The organism is Eikenella sp. (genome assembly GCF_057315495.1).
This window is the reverse complement of the sequence record NZ_DBHKXY010000018.1, coordinates 1-21840: the sequence shown is the minus strand read 5'-3', so window position 1 is coordinate 21840 and position 21840 is coordinate 1. Positions and strand designations below refer to the sequence as shown.

The 21840-nt window shown below is 55.4% G+C and carries 23 protein-coding genes; 7 read left to right on the top strand and 16 right to left on the bottom strand.

The window, feature by feature from the left end; translation table 11 throughout:
* Window positions 1-71 precede the first annotated feature (71 nt).
* Window positions 72-782 carry a RadC family protein gene (radC, locus tag ACO6EE_RS02710; RefSeq protein WP_485959042.1) on the bottom strand — a complete coding sequence of 237 codons (711 nt, stop codon included), beginning with the start codon at window positions 780-782 and terminating at the stop codon, window positions 72-74.
* 294 nt (window positions 783-1076) lie between these two features.
* Here radC and hfq point away from each other — a divergent pair, with 294 nt between their 5' ends.
* The 7 genes from hfq (at window position 1077) to ACO6EE_RS02675 (ending at window position 7120) form a co-directional block, all read left to right on the top strand.
* Window positions 1077-1337 (top strand): RNA chaperone Hfq, encoded by a 261-nt coding sequence (gene hfq / locus ACO6EE_RS02705; protein ID WP_003822900.1) that lies wholly within the window; start codon window positions 1077-1079, stop codon window positions 1335-1337.
* Between the two features lie 106 nt (window positions 1338-1443).
* Entirely contained in the window at window positions 1444-2142 is a 699-nt protein-coding gene (locus tag ACO6EE_RS02700) for a 5'-methylthioadenosine/adenosylhomocysteine nucleosidase (protein WP_485959041.1), read from the top strand.
* A gap of 122 nt (window positions 2143-2264) precedes the next feature.
* A complete protein-coding gene (locus ACO6EE_RS02695; RefSeq protein WP_485959040.1) occupies window positions 2265-2660 on the top strand; it encodes a fluoride efflux transporter FluC in 396 nt (131 codons plus the stop codon).
* A gap of 42 nt (window positions 2661-2702) precedes the next feature.
* Window positions 2703-4421, top strand: coding sequence for an arginine--tRNA ligase (gene argS, locus ACO6EE_RS02690; RefSeq protein ID WP_485959039.1), 1719 nt, complete (start codon window positions 2703-2705; stop codon window positions 4419-4421).
* Between the two features lie 151 nt (window positions 4422-4572).
* The gene (locus tag ACO6EE_RS02685; RefSeq protein ID WP_485959037.1) at window positions 4573-5982 is read left to right on the top strand and encodes a leucyl aminopeptidase; all 1410 of its coding nucleotides are present in this window, start codon (window positions 4573-4575) and stop codon (window positions 5980-5982) included.
* Window positions 5983-6077: 95 nt separating this feature from the next.
* Window positions 6078-6590 carry a hypothetical protein gene (locus ACO6EE_RS02680; RefSeq protein WP_485959035.1) on the top strand — a complete coding sequence of 171 codons (513 nt, stop codon included), beginning with the start codon at window positions 6078-6080 and terminating at the stop codon, window positions 6588-6590.
* Window positions 6591-6754: 164 nt separating this feature from the next.
* Window positions 6755-7120 carry a hypothetical protein gene (locus ACO6EE_RS02675; RefSeq protein ID WP_485959034.1) on the top strand — a complete coding sequence of 122 codons (366 nt, stop codon included), beginning with the start codon at window positions 6755-6757 and terminating at the stop codon, window positions 7118-7120.
* Window positions 7121-7382: 262 nt separating this feature from the next.
* On the opposite strand, the gene ACO6EE_RS02670 is transcribed toward ACO6EE_RS02675, so the two are convergent.
* The 15 genes from ACO6EE_RS02670 to nuoI all read right to left on the bottom strand — a co-directional run.
* The gene (locus ACO6EE_RS02670; protein WP_485959033.1) at window positions 7383-7877 is read right to left on the bottom strand and encodes a phosphatase PAP2 family protein; all 495 of its coding nucleotides are present in this window, start codon (window positions 7875-7877) and stop codon (window positions 7383-7385) included.
* A 314-nt stretch (window positions 7878-8191) separates the two neighbouring features.
* A complete protein-coding gene (locus tag ACO6EE_RS02665) occupies window positions 8192-9529 on the bottom strand; it encodes an NCS2 family permease (protein ID WP_485959032.1) in 1338 nt (445 codons plus the stop codon).
* A 164-nt stretch (window positions 9530-9693) separates the two neighbouring features.
* The gene (locus ACO6EE_RS02660) at window positions 9694-11184 is read right to left on the bottom strand and encodes a subtype B tannase (protein ID WP_485959030.1); all 1491 of its coding nucleotides are present in this window, start codon (window positions 11182-11184) and stop codon (window positions 9694-9696) included.
* 112 nt (window positions 11185-11296) lie between these two features.
* Window positions 11297-11779 (bottom strand): hypothetical protein, encoded by a 483-nt coding sequence (locus tag ACO6EE_RS02655; protein WP_485959029.1) that lies wholly within the window; start codon window positions 11777-11779, stop codon window positions 11297-11299.
* A gap of 39 nt (window positions 11780-11818) precedes the next feature.
* Complete coding sequence (gene miaB, locus ACO6EE_RS02650; protein ID WP_485959027.1) at window positions 11819-13144, bottom strand: tRNA (N6-isopentenyl adenosine(37)-C2)-methylthiotransferase MiaB; 1326 nt, start codon at window positions 13142-13144, stop codon at window positions 11819-11821.
* Window positions 13145-13336: 192 nt separating this feature from the next.
* On the bottom strand, window positions 13337-13636 hold the full coding sequence (locus ACO6EE_RS02645; RefSeq protein ID WP_485959026.1) for a DUF2818 family protein: 300 nt from the start codon (window positions 13634-13636) through the stop codon (window positions 13337-13339).
* Between the two features lie 24 nt (window positions 13637-13660).
* A complete protein-coding gene (gene nuoN / locus ACO6EE_RS02640; protein WP_485959025.1) occupies window positions 13661-15106 on the bottom strand; it encodes an NADH-quinone oxidoreductase subunit NuoN in 1446 nt (481 codons plus the stop codon).
* Window positions 15107-15115: 9 nt separating this feature from the next.
* A complete protein-coding gene (locus tag ACO6EE_RS02635; RefSeq protein WP_485959024.1) occupies window positions 15116-16618 on the bottom strand; it encodes an NADH-quinone oxidoreductase subunit M in 1503 nt (500 codons plus the stop codon).
* Window positions 16619-16693: 75 nt separating this feature from the next.
* On the bottom strand, window positions 16694-17014 hold the full coding sequence (locus ACO6EE_RS02630; protein ID WP_070542456.1) for a cupin domain-containing protein: 321 nt from the start codon (window positions 17012-17014) through the stop codon (window positions 16694-16696).
* 50 nt (window positions 17015-17064) lie between these two features.
* Complete coding sequence (locus tag ACO6EE_RS02625) at window positions 17065-17376, bottom strand: chorismate mutase (RefSeq protein ID WP_485959022.1); 312 nt, start codon at window positions 17374-17376, stop codon at window positions 17065-17067.
* 15 nt (window positions 17377-17391) lie between these two features.
* Window positions 17392-19401, bottom strand: a complete 2010-nt coding sequence (nuoL, locus tag ACO6EE_RS02620; protein ID WP_485959021.1) for an NADH-quinone oxidoreductase subunit L — start codon at window positions 19399-19401, stop codon at window positions 17392-17394.
* A gap of 117 nt (window positions 19402-19518) precedes the next feature.
* Window positions 19519-19824, bottom strand: coding sequence for an NADH-quinone oxidoreductase subunit NuoK (gene nuoK, locus ACO6EE_RS02615; RefSeq protein WP_003773732.1), 306 nt, complete (start codon window positions 19822-19824; stop codon window positions 19519-19521).
* Window positions 19821-20498, bottom strand: a complete 678-nt coding sequence (locus tag ACO6EE_RS02610; protein ID WP_485959019.1) for an NADH-quinone oxidoreductase subunit J — start codon at window positions 20496-20498, stop codon at window positions 19821-19823. Before ACO6EE_RS02610 ends, nuoK begins: the two co-directional genes overlap by 4 nt.
* A 75-nt stretch (window positions 20499-20573) precedes the next feature.
* Window positions 20574-21344: an NYN domain-containing protein gene (locus ACO6EE_RS02605; RefSeq protein ID WP_485959017.1), complete on the bottom strand. Its 771-nt coding sequence runs from the start codon at window positions 21342-21344 to the stop codon at window positions 20574-20576.
* 45 nt (window positions 21345-21389) lie between these two features.
* On the bottom strand, window positions 21390-21840 hold a 451-nt coding region (nuoI, locus tag ACO6EE_RS02600), incomplete at its 5' end, for an NADH-quinone oxidoreductase subunit NuoI (protein WP_485959015.1).

The following is a 21840-nucleotide window of genomic DNA, read 5'->3' as shown; positions in this document are numbered from 1 at the left end:
CTCTGCTGCACCACGTTTTCAGGTAGCCTTTTCTAGCACTGCTCTCTCGCTATAAATTGATACAAAACAACCTATCCAGCCCAAACATCCCCATCCTCCGCCAACTCCCGCATCCACCCGTTTGCCACAAACGACACTGCCCGATTACCCGCCACGATAAAGTGATCCAACAACCGCACATCCAGCAGCGCCAATGCCTGTTGCAGGCGACGGGTGAAGGCTAAATCTGCTGGCGAAGGCTCGGTCGAGCCGCCAGGGTGATTGTGCGCGATAATCAGCGAAGCGGCATGATGGCTCAGGGCAAGCTTTGCCACCTCGCGGATATACACCGTGTTTTCCGCCACCGTGCCGCGCGACAGCTCCTGAAATGCAATCAGCTTATGGCTGCTACTCAACAGCATCGCCACACTCACTTCCACCGGCTCGTGCCCCAGTTGCAGTACCAGATAATCGGCCACCGCATCGGGTGAATTGAAAGCCGGTGTATCGCGCATTTCCTCGGCCAGCAAACGCCGTCCAATTTCTCGCACAACGGCAAACTGGCAATAAGCCGCCTCGCCCATGCCCTTGTGCATCGTCAGTTCGGCGGCAGGTGCGGAAAACAGTCGGTTGAGTGAGCCAAATTCCTGTAACAGATAGCGTGCCAAATCCACCGCACTCATCCCCTGCGTACCTACCCGCAACAGGATGGCCAACAGTTCCGCATCGCTTAATGCTCCCGCACCACGATGCAACAGTTTCTCGCGCGGCCGCTCGTTTTCTGGCCAATGTTTGATGCCCATCTTAATTTCCCTTTATGCGTATCGCGTTAACTACCGGATTATACAAGAGCAACGAAATTCCAACGTTTATAAACAATCCATCCAAAGCAAGCCTATCGCGCATTCGGTTTGACCTGCCTCATAAAAAGAACTTTACTCATCAATAGCTTGCATAAAAAGGTTGGAAAAAGCTGCACCAAACGGCTACAATTCGCCACCTTTTTTCAGTTTTCAGCCGCCCGGCACGGGAAATATCCCGCAAAAAGGAGGCTACCTGAAAAAGTTTGAACAAAAATAATCGGAGTAAAATAAACTATGGCAACTAAAGGACAAATGTTACAAGATCCTTTTCTAAACGCACTGCGCAAAGAACATGTGCCGGTATCCATTTATTTGGTGAACGGCATCAAACTGCAAGGACAGGTAGAGTCGTTTGACCAATATGTGGTGTTGCTGCGCAACACCTCGGTAACGCAAATGGTGTACAAACACGCGATTTCCACCATTGTTCCGGCACGCGCCGTGAGCCTGCAGCCGCCCGCCGAGCAGAAACCTGCCGCCGACGCCGAGCAATAAACAGGCATCCCCAGCGCACTGGCTGTTGCTTACAGGCAGTGCGTTTTGCTTATTCATACGCCGCCCGCATCCATTGCCTGTGCGGGCGGTTTGAAAGAATCCAACCATGTCCCAAACCATTGCACTCATCGGCGCTATGCCGCCGGAAATCGAGCTGCTCAAAGAAAATCTACAAAATCTGCGCAATGCGCATGTGGCCGATTTCGAAATTTATCGCGGCGAATACGCCGGTAAAAACGTCGTATTGGCCTTAAGCGGCATTGGCAAAGTGAATGCTGCGCTCAGCACCGCCTTGGTGCTGCAACGCCATCAACCCGATTTCGTCATCAACACCGGCAGCGCCGGCGGCTTGGGCGGCGAACTGAAAGTGGGTGACGTAGTAATCGGCACGCAAACTGCGCATCATGATGTGGACGTTACTGCTTTCGGCTACGCCGTCGGTCATGTACCGCATATGCCCGCGCGCTTTGAATCCGACCCCACCCTGTGCGCCGCTGCGGAAAAAGCCGCCACCGCATTCGAACACGCCGCCGTACACCGTGGGCTGATTGTGAGCGGCGACCAATTCGTACACAGCAACGAATCCGTGGCTGAAGTGCGCCGCCATTTTATCGATGTGCAGGCAGTAGAAATGGAAGCTGCCGCCATCGCTCAGAGCTGCCACCGCTTCGGCGTGCCGTTTGTGGTTATTCGCGCTATTTCCGACCTCGCCGACGAAGAAGCCGACATCAGCTTCGAAACCTTTTTAAAGACTGCTTCCGTGCATTCCGCCAAAATGGTGCTGCAGCTGATTGCTGCGCTTTAAGGCTACCTGAAAATAGAACCAGCCTGAAGACAAACGGCCTTACACTGCAATACAATCAAAGCCGAACTAGCATACAGCCTGCTATCTGAAGGCTACCTGAAAGCCCAAAGGCTACCTGAAAAATGAATCTGCCGCTTTACAGCCAGCCCGCTTTGATTGCCGTTGGCGCCGCTCTCGGCGCCTTGTTGCGCTGGCAGCTGGGTTTGCGTTTCAATCCGCTGTTTGCCCAATTCGCCTTTGGCACCTGGTTGGCCAACCTGCTCGGTTGCCTGCTGGCCGGCACGGTATTGGGCTTACTGTTGGCCGGCAAGCAGCTTACCCAGCCACTGCAAAATGCACTGATAGTGGGCTTTCTCGGCAGCCTCACCACCTTTTCCGCGCTTTCCAGCGAGGTGTCCGTACGCCTGCTGCACAAAGACTGGCTACATGCCGGCCTGATTCTTGCGCTACACACCGTGTGCGGCATCGCCGCCACCCTGCTGGTCGCTGCTGCCGTGCAGCGCTTAACCCGAAGCTAAATTACAGATTTTTATTGTTTATCTACCAAAACTGAAAACATCATGAACTTATCTCATCTCCTTAACCGCGAAGCCGAACAAGCCTTTGCCGCTGCCGGTATCGAAGGCGCACCGGTAGTATTGCAACCGGCCAAAAACCCCGAATTCGGCGATTTCCAAATTAACGGCGTGATGGGCGCGGCCAAGCAGCGCAAACAAAACCCGCGCGAGCTGGCACAGAAAGTGGCCGAAGCCCTGGCCGGCAACGGGCTGATTGCCTCCGCCGAAGTGGCCGGCCCCGGCTTCATCAACCTGCGCCTGAACCCGCAGTTTTTGGCCAAGCAAGTGCACGCCGCCCTGCAAAGCGGCCGCCTCGGCGTGGCGCAGGCCGCCGCACCGCAGACCATCGTTATCGACTACTCCTCGCCCAACCTGGCTAAAGAAATGCACGTCGGCCACCTGCGCTCCAGCATCATCGGCGACAGCCTCAACCGCGTCCATTCCTTCCTCGGCCACCGTGTGATTGCGCAAAACCACGTGGGCGACTGGGGCACCCAATTCGGCATGTTAGTGGCCTATTTGGTAGAACAGCAGGCGCAGAACGAACATTTCGAACTGGCCGACTTGGAACAGTTCTACCGTAACGCCAAAGTGCGTTTCGATGAAGACCCGGCCTTTGCCGACACCGCGCGCGAATACGTGGTGAAACTGCAAAGCGGCGACGAAGCCGTGCTCGCCCTGTGGCGGCAGTTTGTGGCCATGTCGCTCAAACACGCGCAAAACGTATATAACCGGCTCGGCGTGCTGCTCAAACCGGAAGATGTGCGCGGCGAATCCTCCTACAATGCCGACTTGCAGCCCGTAGTAGACGAACTTTTGGCCAGCGGTTTAGCCGTAGACGACGGCGGTACCAAAGTAGTCTTCCTCGATGAATTCAAAAACAAAGAAGGCGATCCCGCCGCCTTCATCATCCAGAAACAAGGCGGCGGCTTCCTCTACGCCACCACCGATTTGGCCTGCATCCGCTACCGTGTGCGCGAGCTCAAAGCCAACCACATCATCTATGTAGTGGACACCCGCCAAAGCCTGCATTTCGGCCAACTCTTTGCCGCCTCTCGTAAAGCCGGCTGGCTACCTGAAAACGTAAAAGCCGAATTCATCGGCTTCGGCACCATGATGGGCAAAGACGGCAAACCCTTCAAAACCCGCAGTGGCGACACCGTGAAGCTGGTCGAACTGCTCGATGAAGCCGTAGAGCGCGCCACCGCCTTGGTGAAAGAGAAAAATCCCGAGCTAGACAACACCACCGCCGCCCAAATCGGCCGCAGCGTCGGCATCGGTGCCGTGAAATATGCCGATTTGAGCAAAAACCGCACCAGCGACTATATCTTCGATTGGGACAACATGCTCTCCTTTGAAGGCAACACCGCGCCCTATCTGCAATACGCCTACACCCGTGTGCAGAGCGTGCTGAAAAAAGCCGGCGAATGGAGCCGGACCGAACAGCCCGTGCTCACCGAGCCCCTGGAATGCCAGCTCGCCGCCGAACTTTTGAAGTTTGAAGACGTACTGCAAACCGTGGCCGACAGTTCCTACCCGCACTACCTCGCCGCCTACCTCTACCAAGTGGCCAGCCTGTTCTCCCGCTTCTACGAAGCCTGCCCCATCCTCAAAGCCGAAGGCAGCGCCCGCAACACCCGCCTGCAGCTGGCCGCCCTCACCGGCCAAACCCTGCAAACCGGCCTCAGCCTCTTGGGTATCGACACGCTAGAAGTGATGTAAGCTTTTATCGCTGCATCATAAACAGGCTACCTGAAAATTTTCAGGTAGCCTGTTCTTTTGTTTTGCACCCATTTATTTTCAGGTAGCCTTTCCCCCGCGCCAAGCGATAAAATGCCACCCGTTTTCCACCCTAATCAACCCAAGGACCAACATGCAATTCCATCTCCACTCCGACGCCCTGCCCGCCGGCCAAGCTGCCCGCCTGTTTTTGTGCACCGCCGCCCCGGTCGATGAAACCGCCGCCCTACTCTACGGTACGCTCACCGAAAGCGAACCCTTCGCCGCCGCCCACACGCCCGCCAACGGCAGCTTTGCCGACACCGCCGTGCTCAAACTCGACAACACAGAGCGCGACACGCTGACCAAAGCCTTCCGCCATGCCGCCGGTTGGGCACAGAAGCAGCCCGTGCTTGCCATCGATTTGAGCGCCTTCTCCACCGCCGAATTGGTCGACGCTCTCAATGTACTCACTATCGCGCTGGGCGAAGCCGTATACCGTTTCGACCGCTTCAAAAAAACCGCCAAACCCGCCGCCCTGCAACAGGCCGATTTCTATGCTCCCGCCGCCGACCAATCCGCCCAAGATGCGCTCGGCCGCGCCCAAGCCCTGCTGCACGGCATCAATCTGTGCAAAGACCTCGGCAACACCGCCGGCAACATCTGTACGCCCGCCTATTTGGCCGATACCGCCCGCGCCGAAGCCCAAGCCGCCGGAGCATCTGCCAAAATCCTCGGTGCCGACTACATCCGCGAGCACATGGGATCATTTTGGTCGGTAGCCAAAGGCAGTGCCCAAGAGCCGCGCCTCATCGAGCTTTCCTATTTCGGCGCGCCCGATAAAAATGCCGCACCCGTCGTGCTGGTAGGCAAAGGCGTAACCTTCGACAGCGGCGGCATCTCCCTCAAGCCCGGTGCCGAAATGGACGAAATGAAATTCGATATGTGCGGCGCTGCCAGCGTAATCGGCACCTTCATTGCCGCCGCCCGCGCCAAACTGCCCATCAACCTCATCGCCGTCGCCCCCGCCTGCGAAAACATGCCCGATGCCGCCGCCAACAAGCCCGGCGACATCGTAACCGCCATGGACGGCACCACTATCGAAGTCCTCAACACCGATGCCGAAGGCCGCCTAATCCTGTGCGACGCCCTCACCTACGCCGCCCAATTCAAGCCCGCCGCCCTCATCGACGTAGCCACCCTCACCGGCGCCTGCGTGATCGCACTGGGCAGCGCCGCCAGCGGCCTGGTGGCCAACAATCAGGAACTGGCCGACAGCCTGCTCGCAGCCGCCCGCCAAAGCAGCGACAAAGCTTGGCAACTGCCCCTGTTTGAAGAATACAGCGAGCAGCTCACATCCAACTTTGCCGACCTGCAAAATATCGGCGGCCGCCCCGCCGGCACCCTCACCGCCGCCGCCTTCCTCGCCCATTTCACCCAAGAGCAAACCTGGGCGCACCTCGACATCGCCGGCACCGCCTGGAAAACCGGCAAAGAAAAAGGCGCCACCGGCCGCCCCGTGCCGCTCTTATGGCAATACCTCTGCAACCTAGCAGGCGTGTAAGGCGTTAGCCATAAGGTTCAGGTAGCCTGTGGCAAGAAGCAGGCTACCTGAAACCTAACTCCCACCAAACCAACCTTATCTGCACCAGAACCATTATGAAAAAACTCACTCCCATCCTTATCCTCACCGCTACCATCAGCGCCGCTAATGCAGCGCCTCTCAACGAAGCCCAACTTGCCGGCCAATGGCGTTGCACCACAGAATACCCCAGCATCTATGCCACCGTTACCGACAGCCTCACCCTCCGCCCCAACCACTACGCCAACAGTATTGGCGACTATACCTTCCGCCGCCAAGGCCTTGACTTCCGTTTCCAGCAAAGCGCCACTGGCACCTGGCAACTATCCAACGATACCCTGATCCTCGTCTGGAACAGCAACCGTGCCCGCCCGCAGCATGATGCTGCTACCCGCCAAACCATCGGCAACAATCTAGAACTCCGTAACATAGAGCACCGCATCGCCACCATCCTCGATAGTGATCGCCAGGCCAAAACCATCGCCCTGCGCATCGACAGCCTCGATGCCAGCACCATGCGTCAAACCCAAATCGACGACCAAACCGGTCAAGAAATGGCGCAAAGCATCTGCCGCCGTTTGCCGAACTGAAGCTTGAGCAAAACCAACCAGCTGGGTATCGGCTCACCCATACTAGGCAAACCCCCAACCCTTTCATTCACACCTGCCCTGTTTTATTTTCCATTTTTCAGGTAGCATTCCGCCCCCGAAAAGGCTACCTGAAATACAACTTCAACCCCAACTCAATGATTTTCATGAAAAAACTACTTCCCCTCCTCCTTGCCCTCTCCACCCTGCCCACCGCGCTCTATGCCGCGCCGGCCGACGATGCCGCGCGCATTAGTACGCTGGAGCGGCGCATTGCCGATTTGGAAGCACGCATTGCCGTGTTGGAACGCAATCAACCTGCCCGCAACGGCAATGTGCGCGAAGTCGTCATTGAGCACCGCACAGGCCGCAATCCTGCTTATGTGTGCAGCGTTACCCCGTTTAGCAAAACCTATGAAGCCACCAGCCACAACGAAGGCCTCGCCCGCGCCCAAGTCCGCCGCGCCTGCCAGGCTGAGCAAAACGCGATCTTCTGCGAGGATTCCGATATTAAATGCCGCCGTTATGATTGATTTGGGCAAGTGTGTCCATAGCCGATCAAATGGCAATCGATATAAGGCGGGTTAACGCCGTATTGGAAGTTCAATGGATTCGCCATAAAGCCCAATAAAAACAGGCTACCTGAAAGCATAGCTCCAATCGAGCTAAAACTTTCAGGTAGCCTCTTTCTCTTGGCACAACGTTTTCAGGTAGCCTGTTTATCCTGAATGGCAAACTGGCCATCGGCCGTATCAAGCCAGCGCATCCACAACGGGCGTAAGCCATACTTTACGGTTAAAGCCGCCAGCAAACCCACCAGCAGCGCCCCGGCCATATCCAGCGGCCAATGCACGCCCGATACACCCGCGACCATGCCACGCTCATTGCCACAACCAAGCCGGCCACGCCCACCAGCCGCGTTGGAGCAAACAGGCACATACTCATCAGCGGGGCAGTGAGCGAAGTCATGTGTTTGCTTGGAAAAGACGAAGTGACGCTGTGTGCCAAGAAATTGGTACCCAGCTGCATATCAAACGGCCGCGGCACATGCCAGCCCTTGCGGATAAGATAAGTTGCCGTCATGCCCAACAGCAGGCTGCACAGCACATTCAAGCAGATAACACGCCGATACCGATGTTTCCAAACCAAGTAAACCGCCACCGCAACCAGCGTGATGGCGGTTAAATACTCTGCTATCAACAAAGCAATCACTATGCCGCTCGGATGATCATCATGATCGGCATTAATAAACAAAAACAAGGATTGGTTGATTGCGTGCAGAAACTCCATGCTCAGCCCCGCCTTATTAAAATCATTCAAATTAATCGTACTATACTTATCTATAATTAGCAAAGAATTAGGGAATATTTATGCTGATTTAATTTGGCAACCATGTATAACCATATTCCACCTTTACACTGCCATGGATAGCAGCTGACGCAACAAGCTGCCGCCAAACCATGTTCCGCAGAATTTTGCTGCGTTTTTCAAATATCTGAACTATTCCTATTGAAGCATCACCATATTCTCATTTCTGCCACACATACCAAAAGGCTACCTGAAAACTTTCAGGTAGCCTTTGCTCTCTGCTAGTCAACCGCGCCTTATGCGCCTAAGAACCAGAATTTCAATGCCCACAATACGGCCACGCCCCACACCATGGGCGGTACGTCGCGGGATCGGCCACAACACAGTTTCACCAAGGCATAGCTGATGAAACCCATGGCGATGCCGTCGGCAATCGAATAGGAAAACGGCATAAACACCATGGTAAGGAAGGCAGGCGCCGCTTCAGTCATGTCGTGCCAGTCGATTTCGGTGGCCGAACGCATCATGTGGATGCCGATATACAACAGCGCAGGCGCAGTGGCAAAGGCAGGCACAGCTTCGGCCAGCGGTGAAAACCACAGGCAGGCGAGCATCAGCACGCCCACGGTAACGGCAGTAAGCCCGGTGCGGCCGCCCGCAGCCACGCCGGAGGCGCTTTCCACATAGGGCGTGGTAGAGGAAGTGCCCAACACTGCACCAGCCACAATGGCCACGGAATCCGCAAACAGGGCTTTTTTCAAGCGCGGCAACTTGCCGTTTTCCAACAGGCCGGCACGGTGCGCCACGCCCACCAGCGTGCCAGTGCTATCGAACAAATCCACCAGGAAAAATACGAAAATCACTGCAACCAGGCTACCTGAAAACAGATGGTTGAAATCCATTTGCATAAAGGTGGGCGCCACGCTGGGAATGGCCGACACCACACGCTCGAAGCGGGTCAGCCCCAGCGGCACCGCCAGCAGGGTAACGCCCAAAATACCGATGATGATGGCGCCGCGCACGCGGAAATAATCCAGCACCACGATGATGAAAAAGCCCAGCAGCGCCAAGAGCATCGGCCAATTCGGCGTATACACGCCCGGCTGCCCCTCCACCGGCAAGCGGAATTCGCCCATGTGCACCAGCGTGGCCTCATTGCCCACCACCACGCCCGAGCCTTTGAGCGCAATCAGCGCCAAAAACAGGCCGATGCCGGCGGCAATCGCCATTTTCAGGCTCATCGGCAGCGCGTTCACCAGCATTTCGCGCACTTTCAAAAAGCTGAACAAAATAAATATGATACCGGACACAAATACCGCCGCCAGCGCCACCTGCCACGGCACGCCCATGCCTTTAACCACGCTGAAGGTGAAATAGGCGTTCAGCCCCATGCCGGGCGCCAGCGCAATCGGATAATTGGCCAGCGCGCCCATAATCAGGCAGCCGATGGCGGCGGAAATACAGGTAGCCACGAACACCGCACCAAAATCCATCCCCGCCTGCGACAGGGTGTGCGGATTCACCACGACGATATAGCACATGGTGAGGAAGGTGGTGAGCCCCGCCATCAGCTCAGTGCGGATGGTGGTTTTGTTTTCGGAAAGTTTGAAATAACGGTCTAGAAAGGATTGCATGATGTTTCAAGTGTGGTTGGGAAAAGGGTTGGTATAAGGGTTTCTGACTGGATCTGGCTCCGGTTTAATTTTCAGCGAGCCTATGTCTCTTTTGCTTTGTGTTTGACGCATTATAAAGGCTACCTGAAAACATGCGCCGAACATTTTTCAGGTAGCCTCAGTGGTTAGCCGCGCGGCCGGCGTACGGTTTTATCCATCCAATCAAACAGTTCGTCTAAGTCGTAATCGCCGCTGTGCGGTACGTCCCACGGCAGGGCGAAGTCCACCCGTTTGCCACTGTTTTGCAGCTTGGCGGTGAGGATAGCAGCTATGGCCAGCGAGGTATCGCTATCGGCAGTGCCAACGCGGATGCGCCAATGCTGTGGCGCGGTGTGGCGGCTAATGTAATGCATCGGGTTCATCAGCTTCACCGTCTGCGGGTCGGCCAGGGTGGCTTGCGCATTGGCACGGTGTTGGTAGGAGAAGTCGGTGAAGTGCTGTTTGTCGGTGGTGGCGGTGCCGAACAGTTGGTTTTCGCCGCTGCTCAAATCCAACGCATCGAAAGCTGGCGGGGTTTTCTGGCGGCCGGTGGTGCTGGCATAGGCGGCAAAGTCCACGGCGCTCACTTTGCCGTTGCGGATAGTGAGCCAGTTGCGGCTGCTCAAGTCTTTGCCTGCATCCAGCTGGCTTTGGGCCGAGCGGCGCAGGAAGGAGACAACATAGTTTTTGAAGCTGCCGTTGCCCTGCGCGTCTAACCGCAGTGCCCGGCCTTGCGAATCACGCAGGTGCAGACTGTTCACATAGGCTGGGAATTGGGCTTTAAGGCTACCTGAAATTTGGATTTGCCCGTTGGTGAGCGTACCGTTTACCAATTTGCGTTCAACATGGTAATCGATCATGGAAATATCCATTTTTTGGTAGTCATTCACGCCGTTAAACTGCCATTCATAGGCAGCATCAGCATGATCTAAAATGGAAATCGGGCAATAGGCGGAAACGGCGAAAATATGGTCTTTGGCCGGAGCGGCACCAAGCTGTTGCAGATAGGGCTCGTAGTCGGCCTGATTGCCGCTGGCACCGAGCAACACAGATAAAGCACCGCCCGCGCTGGTGCCGTTGGAGATGATTTTTTCGGCATCACCTGCCATCACCGCATCGTTGAAACGCAGGTAACGCACGGCTGCTTTCAAATCAACAATCGCGGCAGGCGCTTTGCCGGTGGCGGCGGTACGGCCGCGCGCGCCGGGCGAGGCCACCACATAACCTCTGGCCAAAGCAGCCTGCATGGCGTCAACCTGCCCCTCTTTGCTTGGGCCGAAACCACCCTTCCCCGGCACACCGGCTTTGGCTGGCATATAGCCGCCGATTTGGTTGGGCAGGAAGATGGGCGCGGTTTGCGCGGTGTAGCCGTTGATGCTGCCGCCGTTGAAATAGGCTTCGGGGATGTAGATATTGATGGTTTGATGAGCACTGTCGGCCGGATTAGCCACATACACGATATTTTCATAGGCACGATAGGCTACGGTTTGGCCGTTTACTACGGTGCTTTGGCGGGTGTAGTTTTGAGTGCGGAAATCGAGGCCGTACCCTTGGCTGACTTCGATGGTTTTTGCCGCACTGCTGCCGCAAGCCAACACCAAGATACCGGCCAACAGGGTGGTTTTGAATTTCATCATGTTGTTCCTTTCTGCATACCCGAAAAGCACGATTGTACGCCTAAAATGCTGACAGGCTACCTGAAAACATGCACCTCGAATCCGTGGCAAGAAAATACCGAAGCGCACTGCTTTACAAACCCGCCTCATGAACTATCGCAGCTATTTCAGCCGAAGCCTGCTCCGACAATTGGGGGTTCTGCCGTATCCAGGCGCGGGTTTGCGCATTGAGCGGCACAATCCGCTGCCGATCGCCAGCTTGTTTCATAACAAATTCAAATATTTGATGGAAATACATATCGCGATAGGCACACAATCTAGCCGCATTGCCGGCATAACAGCGATTCATATAGTCAGGCCAGGTTTGCATAAGCTGGCGCCGAGCTCTCTGATTAAACACATTTTCTGCCTGTTTACTCGTATTCAGCCGCCGCTCTTGTTCGGGCGACATCACGGCCAAATTCGCCAGCACGATATTGCTCAGCTCGTTTTCAATATATTCGCTCGTTAGCTGAACCTGCTGATAGATTTCATCCTGGTCAAAACCCTGCTGATTTTCGGCATAAGCAGGGGCAAGCAACAAACCCAATAGCGCGGTTATCGCGATTTTCTTCATGCTTATCCTTCCTAGTAAATTTTCAGGTAGCCCTTTGCCTTATTCCACCAGCTCGCCGCGTAACGAGAAGGTGAAGGCTTCGGTGATTTTGATCTCTACCATTTGATTAATGAGCGACACGTCGCCGGTAAAGTTCACCACGCGGTTGTTCGCCGTGCGCGCCTGCAACTGGTCGGGGTCTTTTTTGGACACACCTTCCACCAGGCAGCGCTGCACCGTGCCGAGCATGGTTTGGTTGATGCTCGCTGTTTCCGCTTCGATGACTTCGTTCAGCGCTTCCAAACGGCGTACTTTTTCTTCGTGCGGCGTATCATCCGGCAGGTTGGCTGCAGGAGTGCCAGGGCGCGGGCTGTAAATGAAGACGAAGCTCAAATCGAAGGCGATGTCTTTCACCAGCTTCAGCGTTTGCTCGAACTCGCGCTCGGTTTCGCCGGGGAAGCCGACGATGAAGTCGCTGCTCAGGCACAAATCAGGGCGGATGGCGCGCAGTTTGCGGATGATGGATTTGTACTCCAGCGCGGTGTAGCCGCGTTTCATCGCGCTCAACACGCGGTCGGAACCGCTTTGAATCGGCAAGTGCAGGTGCGACACCAGCTTGGGCAGGTCGCGGTAGCATTCGATGATGGCATCGGAAAACTCGCGCGGGTGGCTGGTGGTGAAGCGCATCCGCTCGATGCCGGGGATTTCGTGGACGATGCGCAGCAGAGTGGCAAAGTCGCAGATTTCGCCGTTGTCCATTTCGCCGCGATAGGCGTTCACATTCTGCCCCAACAGGTTGATTTCTTTCACACCTTGCTGCGCCAAATTGGCGATTTCGGTCAGCACGTCGTTCAGCGGGCGGGAGAATTCTTCGCCGCGCGTATAAGGCACCACGCAGAAGCTGCAATATTTGGAGCAACCTTCCATGATGGAGATGAACGCGCTGCCGCCTTCCACGCGGGCGGGCGGCAGGTGGTCGAATTTCTCGATTTCGGGGAAGGAAATATCGACTTGCGACAAGCCGGTCGTTTCCTTGTCCACAATCATTTTGGGCAGGCGGTGCAGCGTTTGCGGGCCGAACACCACGTCCACATAAGGCGCACGCTCGATAATTGCTGCACCTTCCTGAGAGGCGACGCAGCCCGCCACACCAATGATTACGTTTGGATTTTTCTGTTTGATGGGTTTGATGCGGCCAAGATCGGAAAACACTTTTTCCTGCGCTTTTTCGCGCACGGAACAAGTGTTGAACAGGATGATGTCGGCGTTGTCCGGCTCGGCAACCTGCTCGATGCCGCCATGTTCTTCGGCAAGGACAGCGAGCATTTTGTCGCTGTCGTATTCGTTCATTTGGCAGCCGAAGGTGCGGATATAGACTTTTTTCATGGTTTGGTTCTTCTTTCAGGTGTCCCGTAATTGCGGGGCTGATGGTTTGCGGAGGCGGCATTATACGCAGTGCGCCTCAGGATGAGAAGGCAGAATTAAAACAAAATGATGTGGCATGATTTAAGGCTACCTGAAACCCTGCCAAAGCGAGAGATTTCTTTCAGGTAGCCTTATTGCATGAGGCGGGCAGCCCTATTCTCTGTTACGGCCGTGCCAAAAATAGCGCAGCACAAAGCCGGGAAAGGCGAACACTAAATAAAGGCACACCACCGCCACATAAAACTGCCAATGCTGGCGGTGCACGCTACCGGCCTGTGCCTCCAACATATAGGCCAGCAAGGCCACAAAGGAAAAACCGACCAGCAGTTCCGGCAAATGGTGGGCAAAGCGTTTTTCAGGTAGCCTTTTGAGGCCAAACCAGCGCACCGTAACAAACGGCAGGTTGGCACACACTAAGGCCACCAGCAACAGCAGATACATAGCCGCAGTCATCGCTCTGCTCCGCCCAATATTGGTTTAGAAGGTTTTTCCCAGCGCATATACGCACCAATCCATCAGCAGGCTCGGCATCAGGCCGAACAGGAGCAAGGCCAAGGCGCAAGCGGAAAGCAACACCCTACCCCCTACACACATAACTGGAGCTTGTGCCGGCTCGGCGGATTCGTCCATATACATCACTTTCACCACGCGCAGGTAGTAGAACGCGCCAATCAGCGACATCACCACCGCAAACACTGCCGACCACACAAAGCCTTGCCCCACCAATGCTTTCAGCACGCTGAATTTGGCATAGAAGCCGGCCAGCGGCGGAATGCCGGCCATGCTGAACATCACCAGCAGCATCAGGAAAGCATACCAGGAGTGGCGCTGGTTCAGGCCGGCTAAATCGGCGATTTCCTCGCAATCACGCCCTTCACGCGAAAGCAACATCAGCACGCCGAAGCCGGTGAGCGCCATCAGAGCATAAGTGAGCGCGTAATACAGTGCGGCGCTGAAGCCTTCAAGGCCGCCCATAAACGCCAGCAGCACGAAGCCCATATGCGATACCGTAGAATAGGCCAACATACGTTTGATATTGGTCTGCATCACGGCAGCCAAGTTGCCCACCAAGAGCGAAGCCAGTGCCAACATATTCAGCATCGGTACCCAATCGGTGTGCAGGGCGCCCAGGCCGGTCACCAGAATACGGAAGGCAAACACTGCAGCTGCAATTTTCGGCGCCGTGCCCACCAGCGCGGTAACGGCAGTGCTGGAGCCGTGATACACATCCGGCACCCACATATGGAACGGCACTGCGCCCAGCTTGAACGCCACCGCCACCACCACAAACACCAAGCCCAGCTTCAGCAACCACGGATTGGCCGACTGCCCCAACCCTGCCATCAGCACTTCCGGCAAGAGCAGCGAACCTGTAGCACCATAAATCATGGAAATGCCATACAGCAGCAGACCGGAAGCCAACGCACCGAGCACAAAATACTTCAAGGCCGCCTCGCTGGCGCGGGTATCCTCGCGACGCAGTGCAATCAGCGCATACAGCGACAACGATAGGAGCTCCAAACCGATATACAGGGTGAGGAAATGGTTGGCGCTCACCATCACGCACATGCCCAGCAGCGCAAACATAGTGAGCGAATAGAATTCGCCTTTATAAATCTGACGCGCTTTCAGGTAGCCTCTCGACACCACGAACAACACCAGCACCACGGCATAAACCGCGAGCTTGGCCGCATAAGACATACCGTCCAACACAAACATGGCATTGAAGGTTTCCACCGGCTCTCCCGGCCATAAGGCTACCTGAAACACCGCAGCGGCCAGCACGCCCAAGATAGCCAAGCCGGCAGTGATGCCGCGTTTCTCATCCGGCAGCCACAAATCCACCAGCAACACCGCGCACAATGCCGTGAGCAACACGATTTCGGGCATGGCGGGGATTAAGTTCAAATCAGTCCAGTTCATTCACACACCTCAAATCTTGCTTTGCGCCACATGCGCGATCAAATCGTTGGCCGCTTGATGCACCACGGCAATAAACGGCTCCGGCCACAGGCCCATGCCCAGCACGGCGGCGGCGAGGATCGCCAAAATGGCGAATTCGCGACGGTTGATGTCTTTCATTTCGGCCACATGCGGGTTATTCACCGCGCCGAAAATCACGCGTTTGTACATCCACAACGTGTAGGCCGCGCCCAAAATCAGCGTCAGCGCGGCCAGCGCACCCACAAACAGGTTGTAGTTCACTGCGCCCATAATCACCATAAATTCGCCCACGAAGCCGGAAGTGGCGGGCAGGCCGGCGTTGGCCATGGCAAACAGCATCATGAAGGCGGCAAATTTCGGCATCACGGTAACCACGCCACCGTAGTCGGCAATATTGCGGCTGTGCAGGCGGTCGTACATCACGCCGATGCAGAAAAACATGGCGGCGGAAACGAAGCCGTGCGAAATCATCTGCATAATCGCACCTTTCAACGCCCACGGCTGCAACTGCACCTGATTGGTGAACAGGAACATGCCCAGGGTAACGAAACCCATGTGGCTGATGGAGGAATAGGCCACCAGTTTTTTCATATCGGTCTGTACCAAAGCCACCATGCCGATATAGATCACCGCAATCAGGCTGAACACGATGATGGCGGGGGCGAAATAGCGCGATGCATCAGGCAGGATGGGCAGGATGAAGCGCAAAAAGCCGTATGCGCCGAGTTTCAGCGTAATCGCCGCCAGCACCATCGAACCGCCGGTGGGTGCTTCCACGTGCGCATCGGGCAGCCAGGTGTGCACCGGGAACATCGGCACTTTCACCGCAAACGACAGGAAGAAGGCGGCAAATAGAATCTGTTGGGTAAACAGCGGAATTTGTTTGATGTTTTGGAAATCTTCAATCGCGAAGCTGCCGCCGGTTTGCAGCGACAAATACACCAAGGCCACCAACATCAGCAACGAACCCATCAGCGTGTAGAGGAAGAGTTTCACCGAGGCATACACGCGGCGCGGCCCGCCCCACACGCCGATAATCAGATACAGCGGAATCAGCATGCCTTCGAAGAAGATATAGAACAGCATGGCATCGCGGGCGGCAAACGCGCCGTTGATCAGGCCGGACATAATCAGGAAGGCCGCCATGTATTGCGCCACCTTTTTCTGAATCACTTCCCAGCCCGCAAGCACCACCATCAACGTGATAAAGGCGTTGAGGATAACAAACAGCACGGAAATGCCGTCCACGCCCAACGAATAGTTGATGTTGAGCGCGGGAATCCACGCATAAAGCTCGGCAAACTGGAAGCCGCCGCTCAAGCGGTCGAACTGGGTAAACAGCGGCACGGTAACCAGAAAACCGGCCAGCGCGCCGACAAAAGCCAGTATCCGCGCCAAGGGGGCACAGCGGTCGCAGCCGGTAGCCAGCACCAATAATCCGGCGGCTATCGGCAGCCAAATTGCCAAGCTGAGAAGATGGTTAGAAAACATAGTTGTAACCTGTGGTTTGAATAAATAAATCGTCGTTTTTCTGCGTTTGCCGCTTTTCAGACGGCCTCAAACAGCCTAAACGCTGCCCTCTTTCTCAATCACTAAAATCCGCGCTTCGCCGCGCGGGTGGGCGACGTGTTCCGCGCCGATGCCGGCATAGAAGATGTCGCCGCTTTGCAGCCGTGCTATGCGCTCTTCGCCGTTTTCGCGGTAATGCATATCGACTTCGCCGTCCATCACGGCAAACACTTCCTCGCCGTCGTTCACATGCCATTTGTAGGGCCGGTCCGTCCAATGCAGGCGCACGGTGGTGCCGTTTAGATTGGCGATGCTGCGCGCGCCCCATGCCCTCTCGGCGGTGAATTCGGCGGCGCGGATGATGTCGGTTGCGCTCATTTTTTCCTCTGTGTAGTGTTTTCAGACGGCCTTTTAGTTTTCAGGTAGCCTTAATTAGCTGTCCCGCCCGAATGGTTTACTTCCTGCTCGAAACGGATAAAGGCGGCAATCATAGCCCGCCACACGGCTTCCGCCACATCGGGCGATAAGCCTGCCGCCGCTGCCTGTTCGCGCCGTGCCTTCAACACCTGCGCCACCCTTTCGGGCGCAGCCACGGCCTGTGCGTCGTGCTTGGGTTTCAGACGGCCTGCCTGTGCAACCAACTGCTGCCGCTGCGCCAGCAAACCGATAAGTTGGCTGTCCAGCGCGTCAATCTCCTGCCGCACTTCGGCTAGTGTATCAGGCAAAATATCGGCATCCATTTTTTCAGGTAGCCTTTATCTGAACCAAAGCTGCCAGAAGAACACCACAATCAGCACCAGCACGCCGGAAACCATGGCGGCGGCGTAGGTGTAGATGAAGCCGGTTTGCAGGCGGCGCACCTGCCCTGCCACCGCGCCGACCAGTTTGGCCGCACCATTTACCAGGCCGTTGTCGATGATTGCGGTATCGACGGCTTTCCAGAAGAAGTTGCCCAACGCACGCGTGCCTTTGGCAAACACGGCGAAGTAGATGTTGTCGAGGTAGTATTTGTTTTCAAACAACACATACACCGGGCGGAAGGTCTGCGCGATTTTGGCGGGCAGCTGCGGCGCTTTCACATACAGGAACCACGCGGCCAATACGCCGCCGACGGCCAGATACAGCACGGGCGTGTACAGGCTGTGCGACACCATGGCCATTGCACCGTGGAATTCTTCCTTCATGATGTGCATCACCGGATGCAGCTCGTGATTGACATAAATCACGTCTTTGAAGAAATCGCCGTACAGCATCGGCTCGATGGCGATGTAGCCGATAATCACGGACGGAATCGCCAGCAAAATCAGCGGCAGGGTAACCACCCATGGGCTTTCGTGCGGGTTGTCGGACGGTTTCAAGCCGTGGTGGTGGCCGTGGTCGTCGTCATGGTCATGCTTGGCTTCGCGCCAGCGTTCTTTACCGTGGAAGACGATAAAGTATTGGCGGAAGGCGTAAAACGCGGTAACGAACACGCTGGCCAGCACGGCGAAATAGGCGAAACCGCTGCCGGGCAGGTTGCTGGCGTGAACCGCTTCGATAATCGAATCTTTGGAATAGAAACCGGAGAACAGCGGCGTGCCGATGAGGGCGAGGTTGCCCAGCAGCATGGTGAACCAGGTAATCGGCATGTATTTGCGCAGACCGCCCATATTGCGCATATCCTGGTCGTGGTGCATACCGATAATCACGCTGCCCGCCGCCAAGAACAGCAGGGCTTTGAAGAAGGCGTGGGTCATCACATGGAACATGGCCACGGAATAGGCGGACACGCCCAAAGCCACGGTCATATAACCGAGCTGCGACAGAGTAGAATAGGCCACCACGCGTTTGATGTCGTTTTGAATCGTGCCGAGGAAGCCCATAAACAGCGCGGTAATTGCACCAATCACCATAATCACGCTCAGCGCAGTAGTGGAGAGCTCATACATCGGCGACATGCGCGACACCATAAACAGGCCGGCGGTTACCATCGTGGCGGCGTGAATCAGCGCGGAAATCGGGGTCGGGCCTTCCATGGAATCGGGCAGCCACACATGCAGCGGGAATTGGGCGGATTTACCCATCGCACCGACAAACAGCAACAGGCAGGTGATGGTAATCAAATCACAGCCGAACAGGGTGCTGCCGACCACATTGGGCAGGTAGGCGAACACGTCGGCATAGCGCAGGCTGCCACCGAAATAGGCCAGCACCAAGCCGATGCCGAGCACGAAGCCGAAGTCGCCCACGCGGTTCACCAAGAAGGCTTTCAGGTTGGCGAAAATCGCGCTGTCGCGTTTGAAATAGAAGCCGATTAGGAGGTAGGACACCAAACCGACCGCTTCCCAGCCGAAGAAAAGCTGGATGAAGTTGTTGGACATAATCAGCATCAACATGCTGAAGGTAAACAAAGAAATATAGCTAAAGAAGCGTTGGTAGCCGACTTCTTCGTCCGCCATATAGCCGATGGTGTAGATGTGCACCATGAGCGACACAGAAGTAACCACCACCATCATCAGCGCGGTAAGGCTGTCCACCAGGAAGCCAACCGAGAAATCCAGCCCGTTCATGGTCAGCCAGGTATAGACGTTTTCATCAAACTTGGCACGGCTGCCGTCGATAAACCCGCACAGCACATAGGCCGACAGCACGGCGGATACGGCCACGCCGAGTATGGTAACCGTGTGCGCGCCCCGGCGGCCGATGGTGTTGCCGAACAGCCCGGCCAGCAAACAGCCCGCCAAGGGCGTGAGGGCGATGATGAGGTATAAAGTCATGTCAGTCATGTTGTTGCCATCCTTACGGATAAATCTTTCAATTTTGTGCGGCTCGTTTTCAGGTAGCCTCTCCGGCTTCCTTTTGAGGCTACCTGAAACTTTCAGATGGCCTGTTTTCAGGTAGCCCTAGCCTTTGAGGCTGTCCAAATCCGTTACGTTGATCGTGTTGCGGTTGCGGTATACCAAAACCATAATCGCCAGGCCGATGGCGGATTCGGCCGCGGCCACGGTGAGCACGAAGAAGACGAAAATCTGCCCCGCGCTGTCGCCGAGGTAGCGCGAGAAGGCGATAAAGTTGAAGTTCACCGCCAACAGCATCAGTTCGATCGACATCAGCAAAATCAGCACGTTTTTGCGGTTCATGAAAATGCCCATCGCGCTGATGCCGAACAACAGGGCGGACAACACCAGATAATGCGTAATCGTAATCATGCTTTGCCCTCCCCTTCGGCGGCGTCGGATTCGGCGGCTTCGCCATTGTTTTCTTCGCTTTCAGACGGCCTCTGCACCACGGCTTCCATCTTCACCATGCGCAGGCGGCCTTTTCTCGCGTCCACTTTAACCTGGTCGGCCGGATTGATGTATTTCGGCTTGAAGGTTTTGCGGTGTACCAGCGCGATGGCTGCCACCATACCCAGCACCAGCAGCACGGCTGCCAGCTCGAAAGGCAGCAGGTAGGTGGTGTAAATCTGCGTGCCCAGCTCGCGCACGTTGCTGTGGTCGGCCGGCACGTCGTTCATCTGGCCGAAGGCGGCCAAATCGGTGGCAGGCGCAACCAAAATCATAATCAGGGCCACAGCCATCAGCACGCCGACCACGGCGGCCACCGGCGCGTTGCGCCAGAAGCCTTTGCGCATTTCCTCCACGTCGATGTTGAGCATCATCACCACGAACAGGAACAGCACCATCACCGCGCCCACATACACCACCACCAGCGTGATGCCGAGGAATTCGGCCTGCATCAGCATCCACATCATCGCGCTCATACAGAAAGTGAGCACCAGATACAACGCGGCATGCACCGGGTTTTTCACGGTTACGGTTTTCAGCGCGCCGAACAGGATGATGGCGGCCAACAGGTAAAACAGAATAAGTTGAAAGTTCATACTTTTGTACTTTCCTGGTTTGATTTTTTAAAATTTCCTAGTACGGCCAACTTTTTTCAGGCTACCCAAAAACATTTATATGGGCTGCTTTTGCCGTTTATTCCTGACTAAGAGCTGCGAACGATTTTCTGCTAATTGTGTCTCAAAAATATCAATTGCACGGATTAAATCACCCAGTTTGGCATAATCATAATTTTTGCTGTCAAACGATGATTGGTTACTAACCACTTGCCCTACACGATTCAGGCTTGCCCAACCGTTTTCATCACAGCAATCTGCAACAGCATTCCTCAATAAATTCATCAATGCTGTGTCCATTTTAAGCTGGTTTCCATTGCGGCGGCTGGAAGCAACATTAACATTCAAATCAGTGATTACGTGTTGCTTGTCATCTAAAAATAGGAATTTATTACACGCAGCAACCAATGCTTTTGATGTACTGTGCCGACCAAATCCAATAACCTGTTTGCCCTCAGTTTTCACGCGCATAGCAAGGGGGGTGAAATCGCTATCGGACGAGACTATGCAAAATACGTCTATTTTGCCCGAATACAGCATATCCATTACGTCAATTGTTAAGGCCACATCCGTTGCGTTTTTGCCTTTGGTGTAATCAAATTGCTGAACGGGGGCAAGTGCATAATCTAGCAGAACCTCTTCCCAACCTTTAAGCCTATCGCTCTTCCAGTTACCATAGATTTTTCGAACCATGACCGCGCCATAATTGGCAAGCTCATTAATGATGAAATCTATTTTTTTAGCAGGGACGTTATCGGCATCAATAAAAACAGCAACAGTTTTGAAATCTTGTTCATGTTTCATATTCAGGTTTTGCTCGTATTTCATACAATCGTTTCAGGCTACCTGAAAACTCTGCGGGCGTTCCGTTCTTTAGCGGTACGGCGCATCGGCCGCTTTGCGTTTGGCGATTTCCGCTTCGTATTGGTCGCCGATGGCTAGGAGCATCGGTTTGGTGAAGTGCAAATCGCCTTTTTTCTCGCCGTGGTATTCGAAGATGTGGGTTTCCACAATCGCATCGGTCGGGCAGGCTTCTTCGCAGAAGCCGCAGAAGATGCACTTGGTTAAATCGATGTCGTAGCGGGTGGTGCGGCGGGTACCGTCTTCGCGCTCTTCGCTTTCAATGTTGATCGCCATGGCGGGGCAGACGGCCTCGCACAGTTTGCAGGCGATGCAGCGTTCTTCGCCGTTCGGATAGCGGCGTTGGGCGTGCAGGCCGCGAAAGCGCACGGATTGCGGCGTTTTTTCTTCGGGGAAGTAAATCGTGTTTTTGCGGGCGAAGAAGTTTTTGAGCGTTACGCCCATGCCTTTCACCAATTCGCCC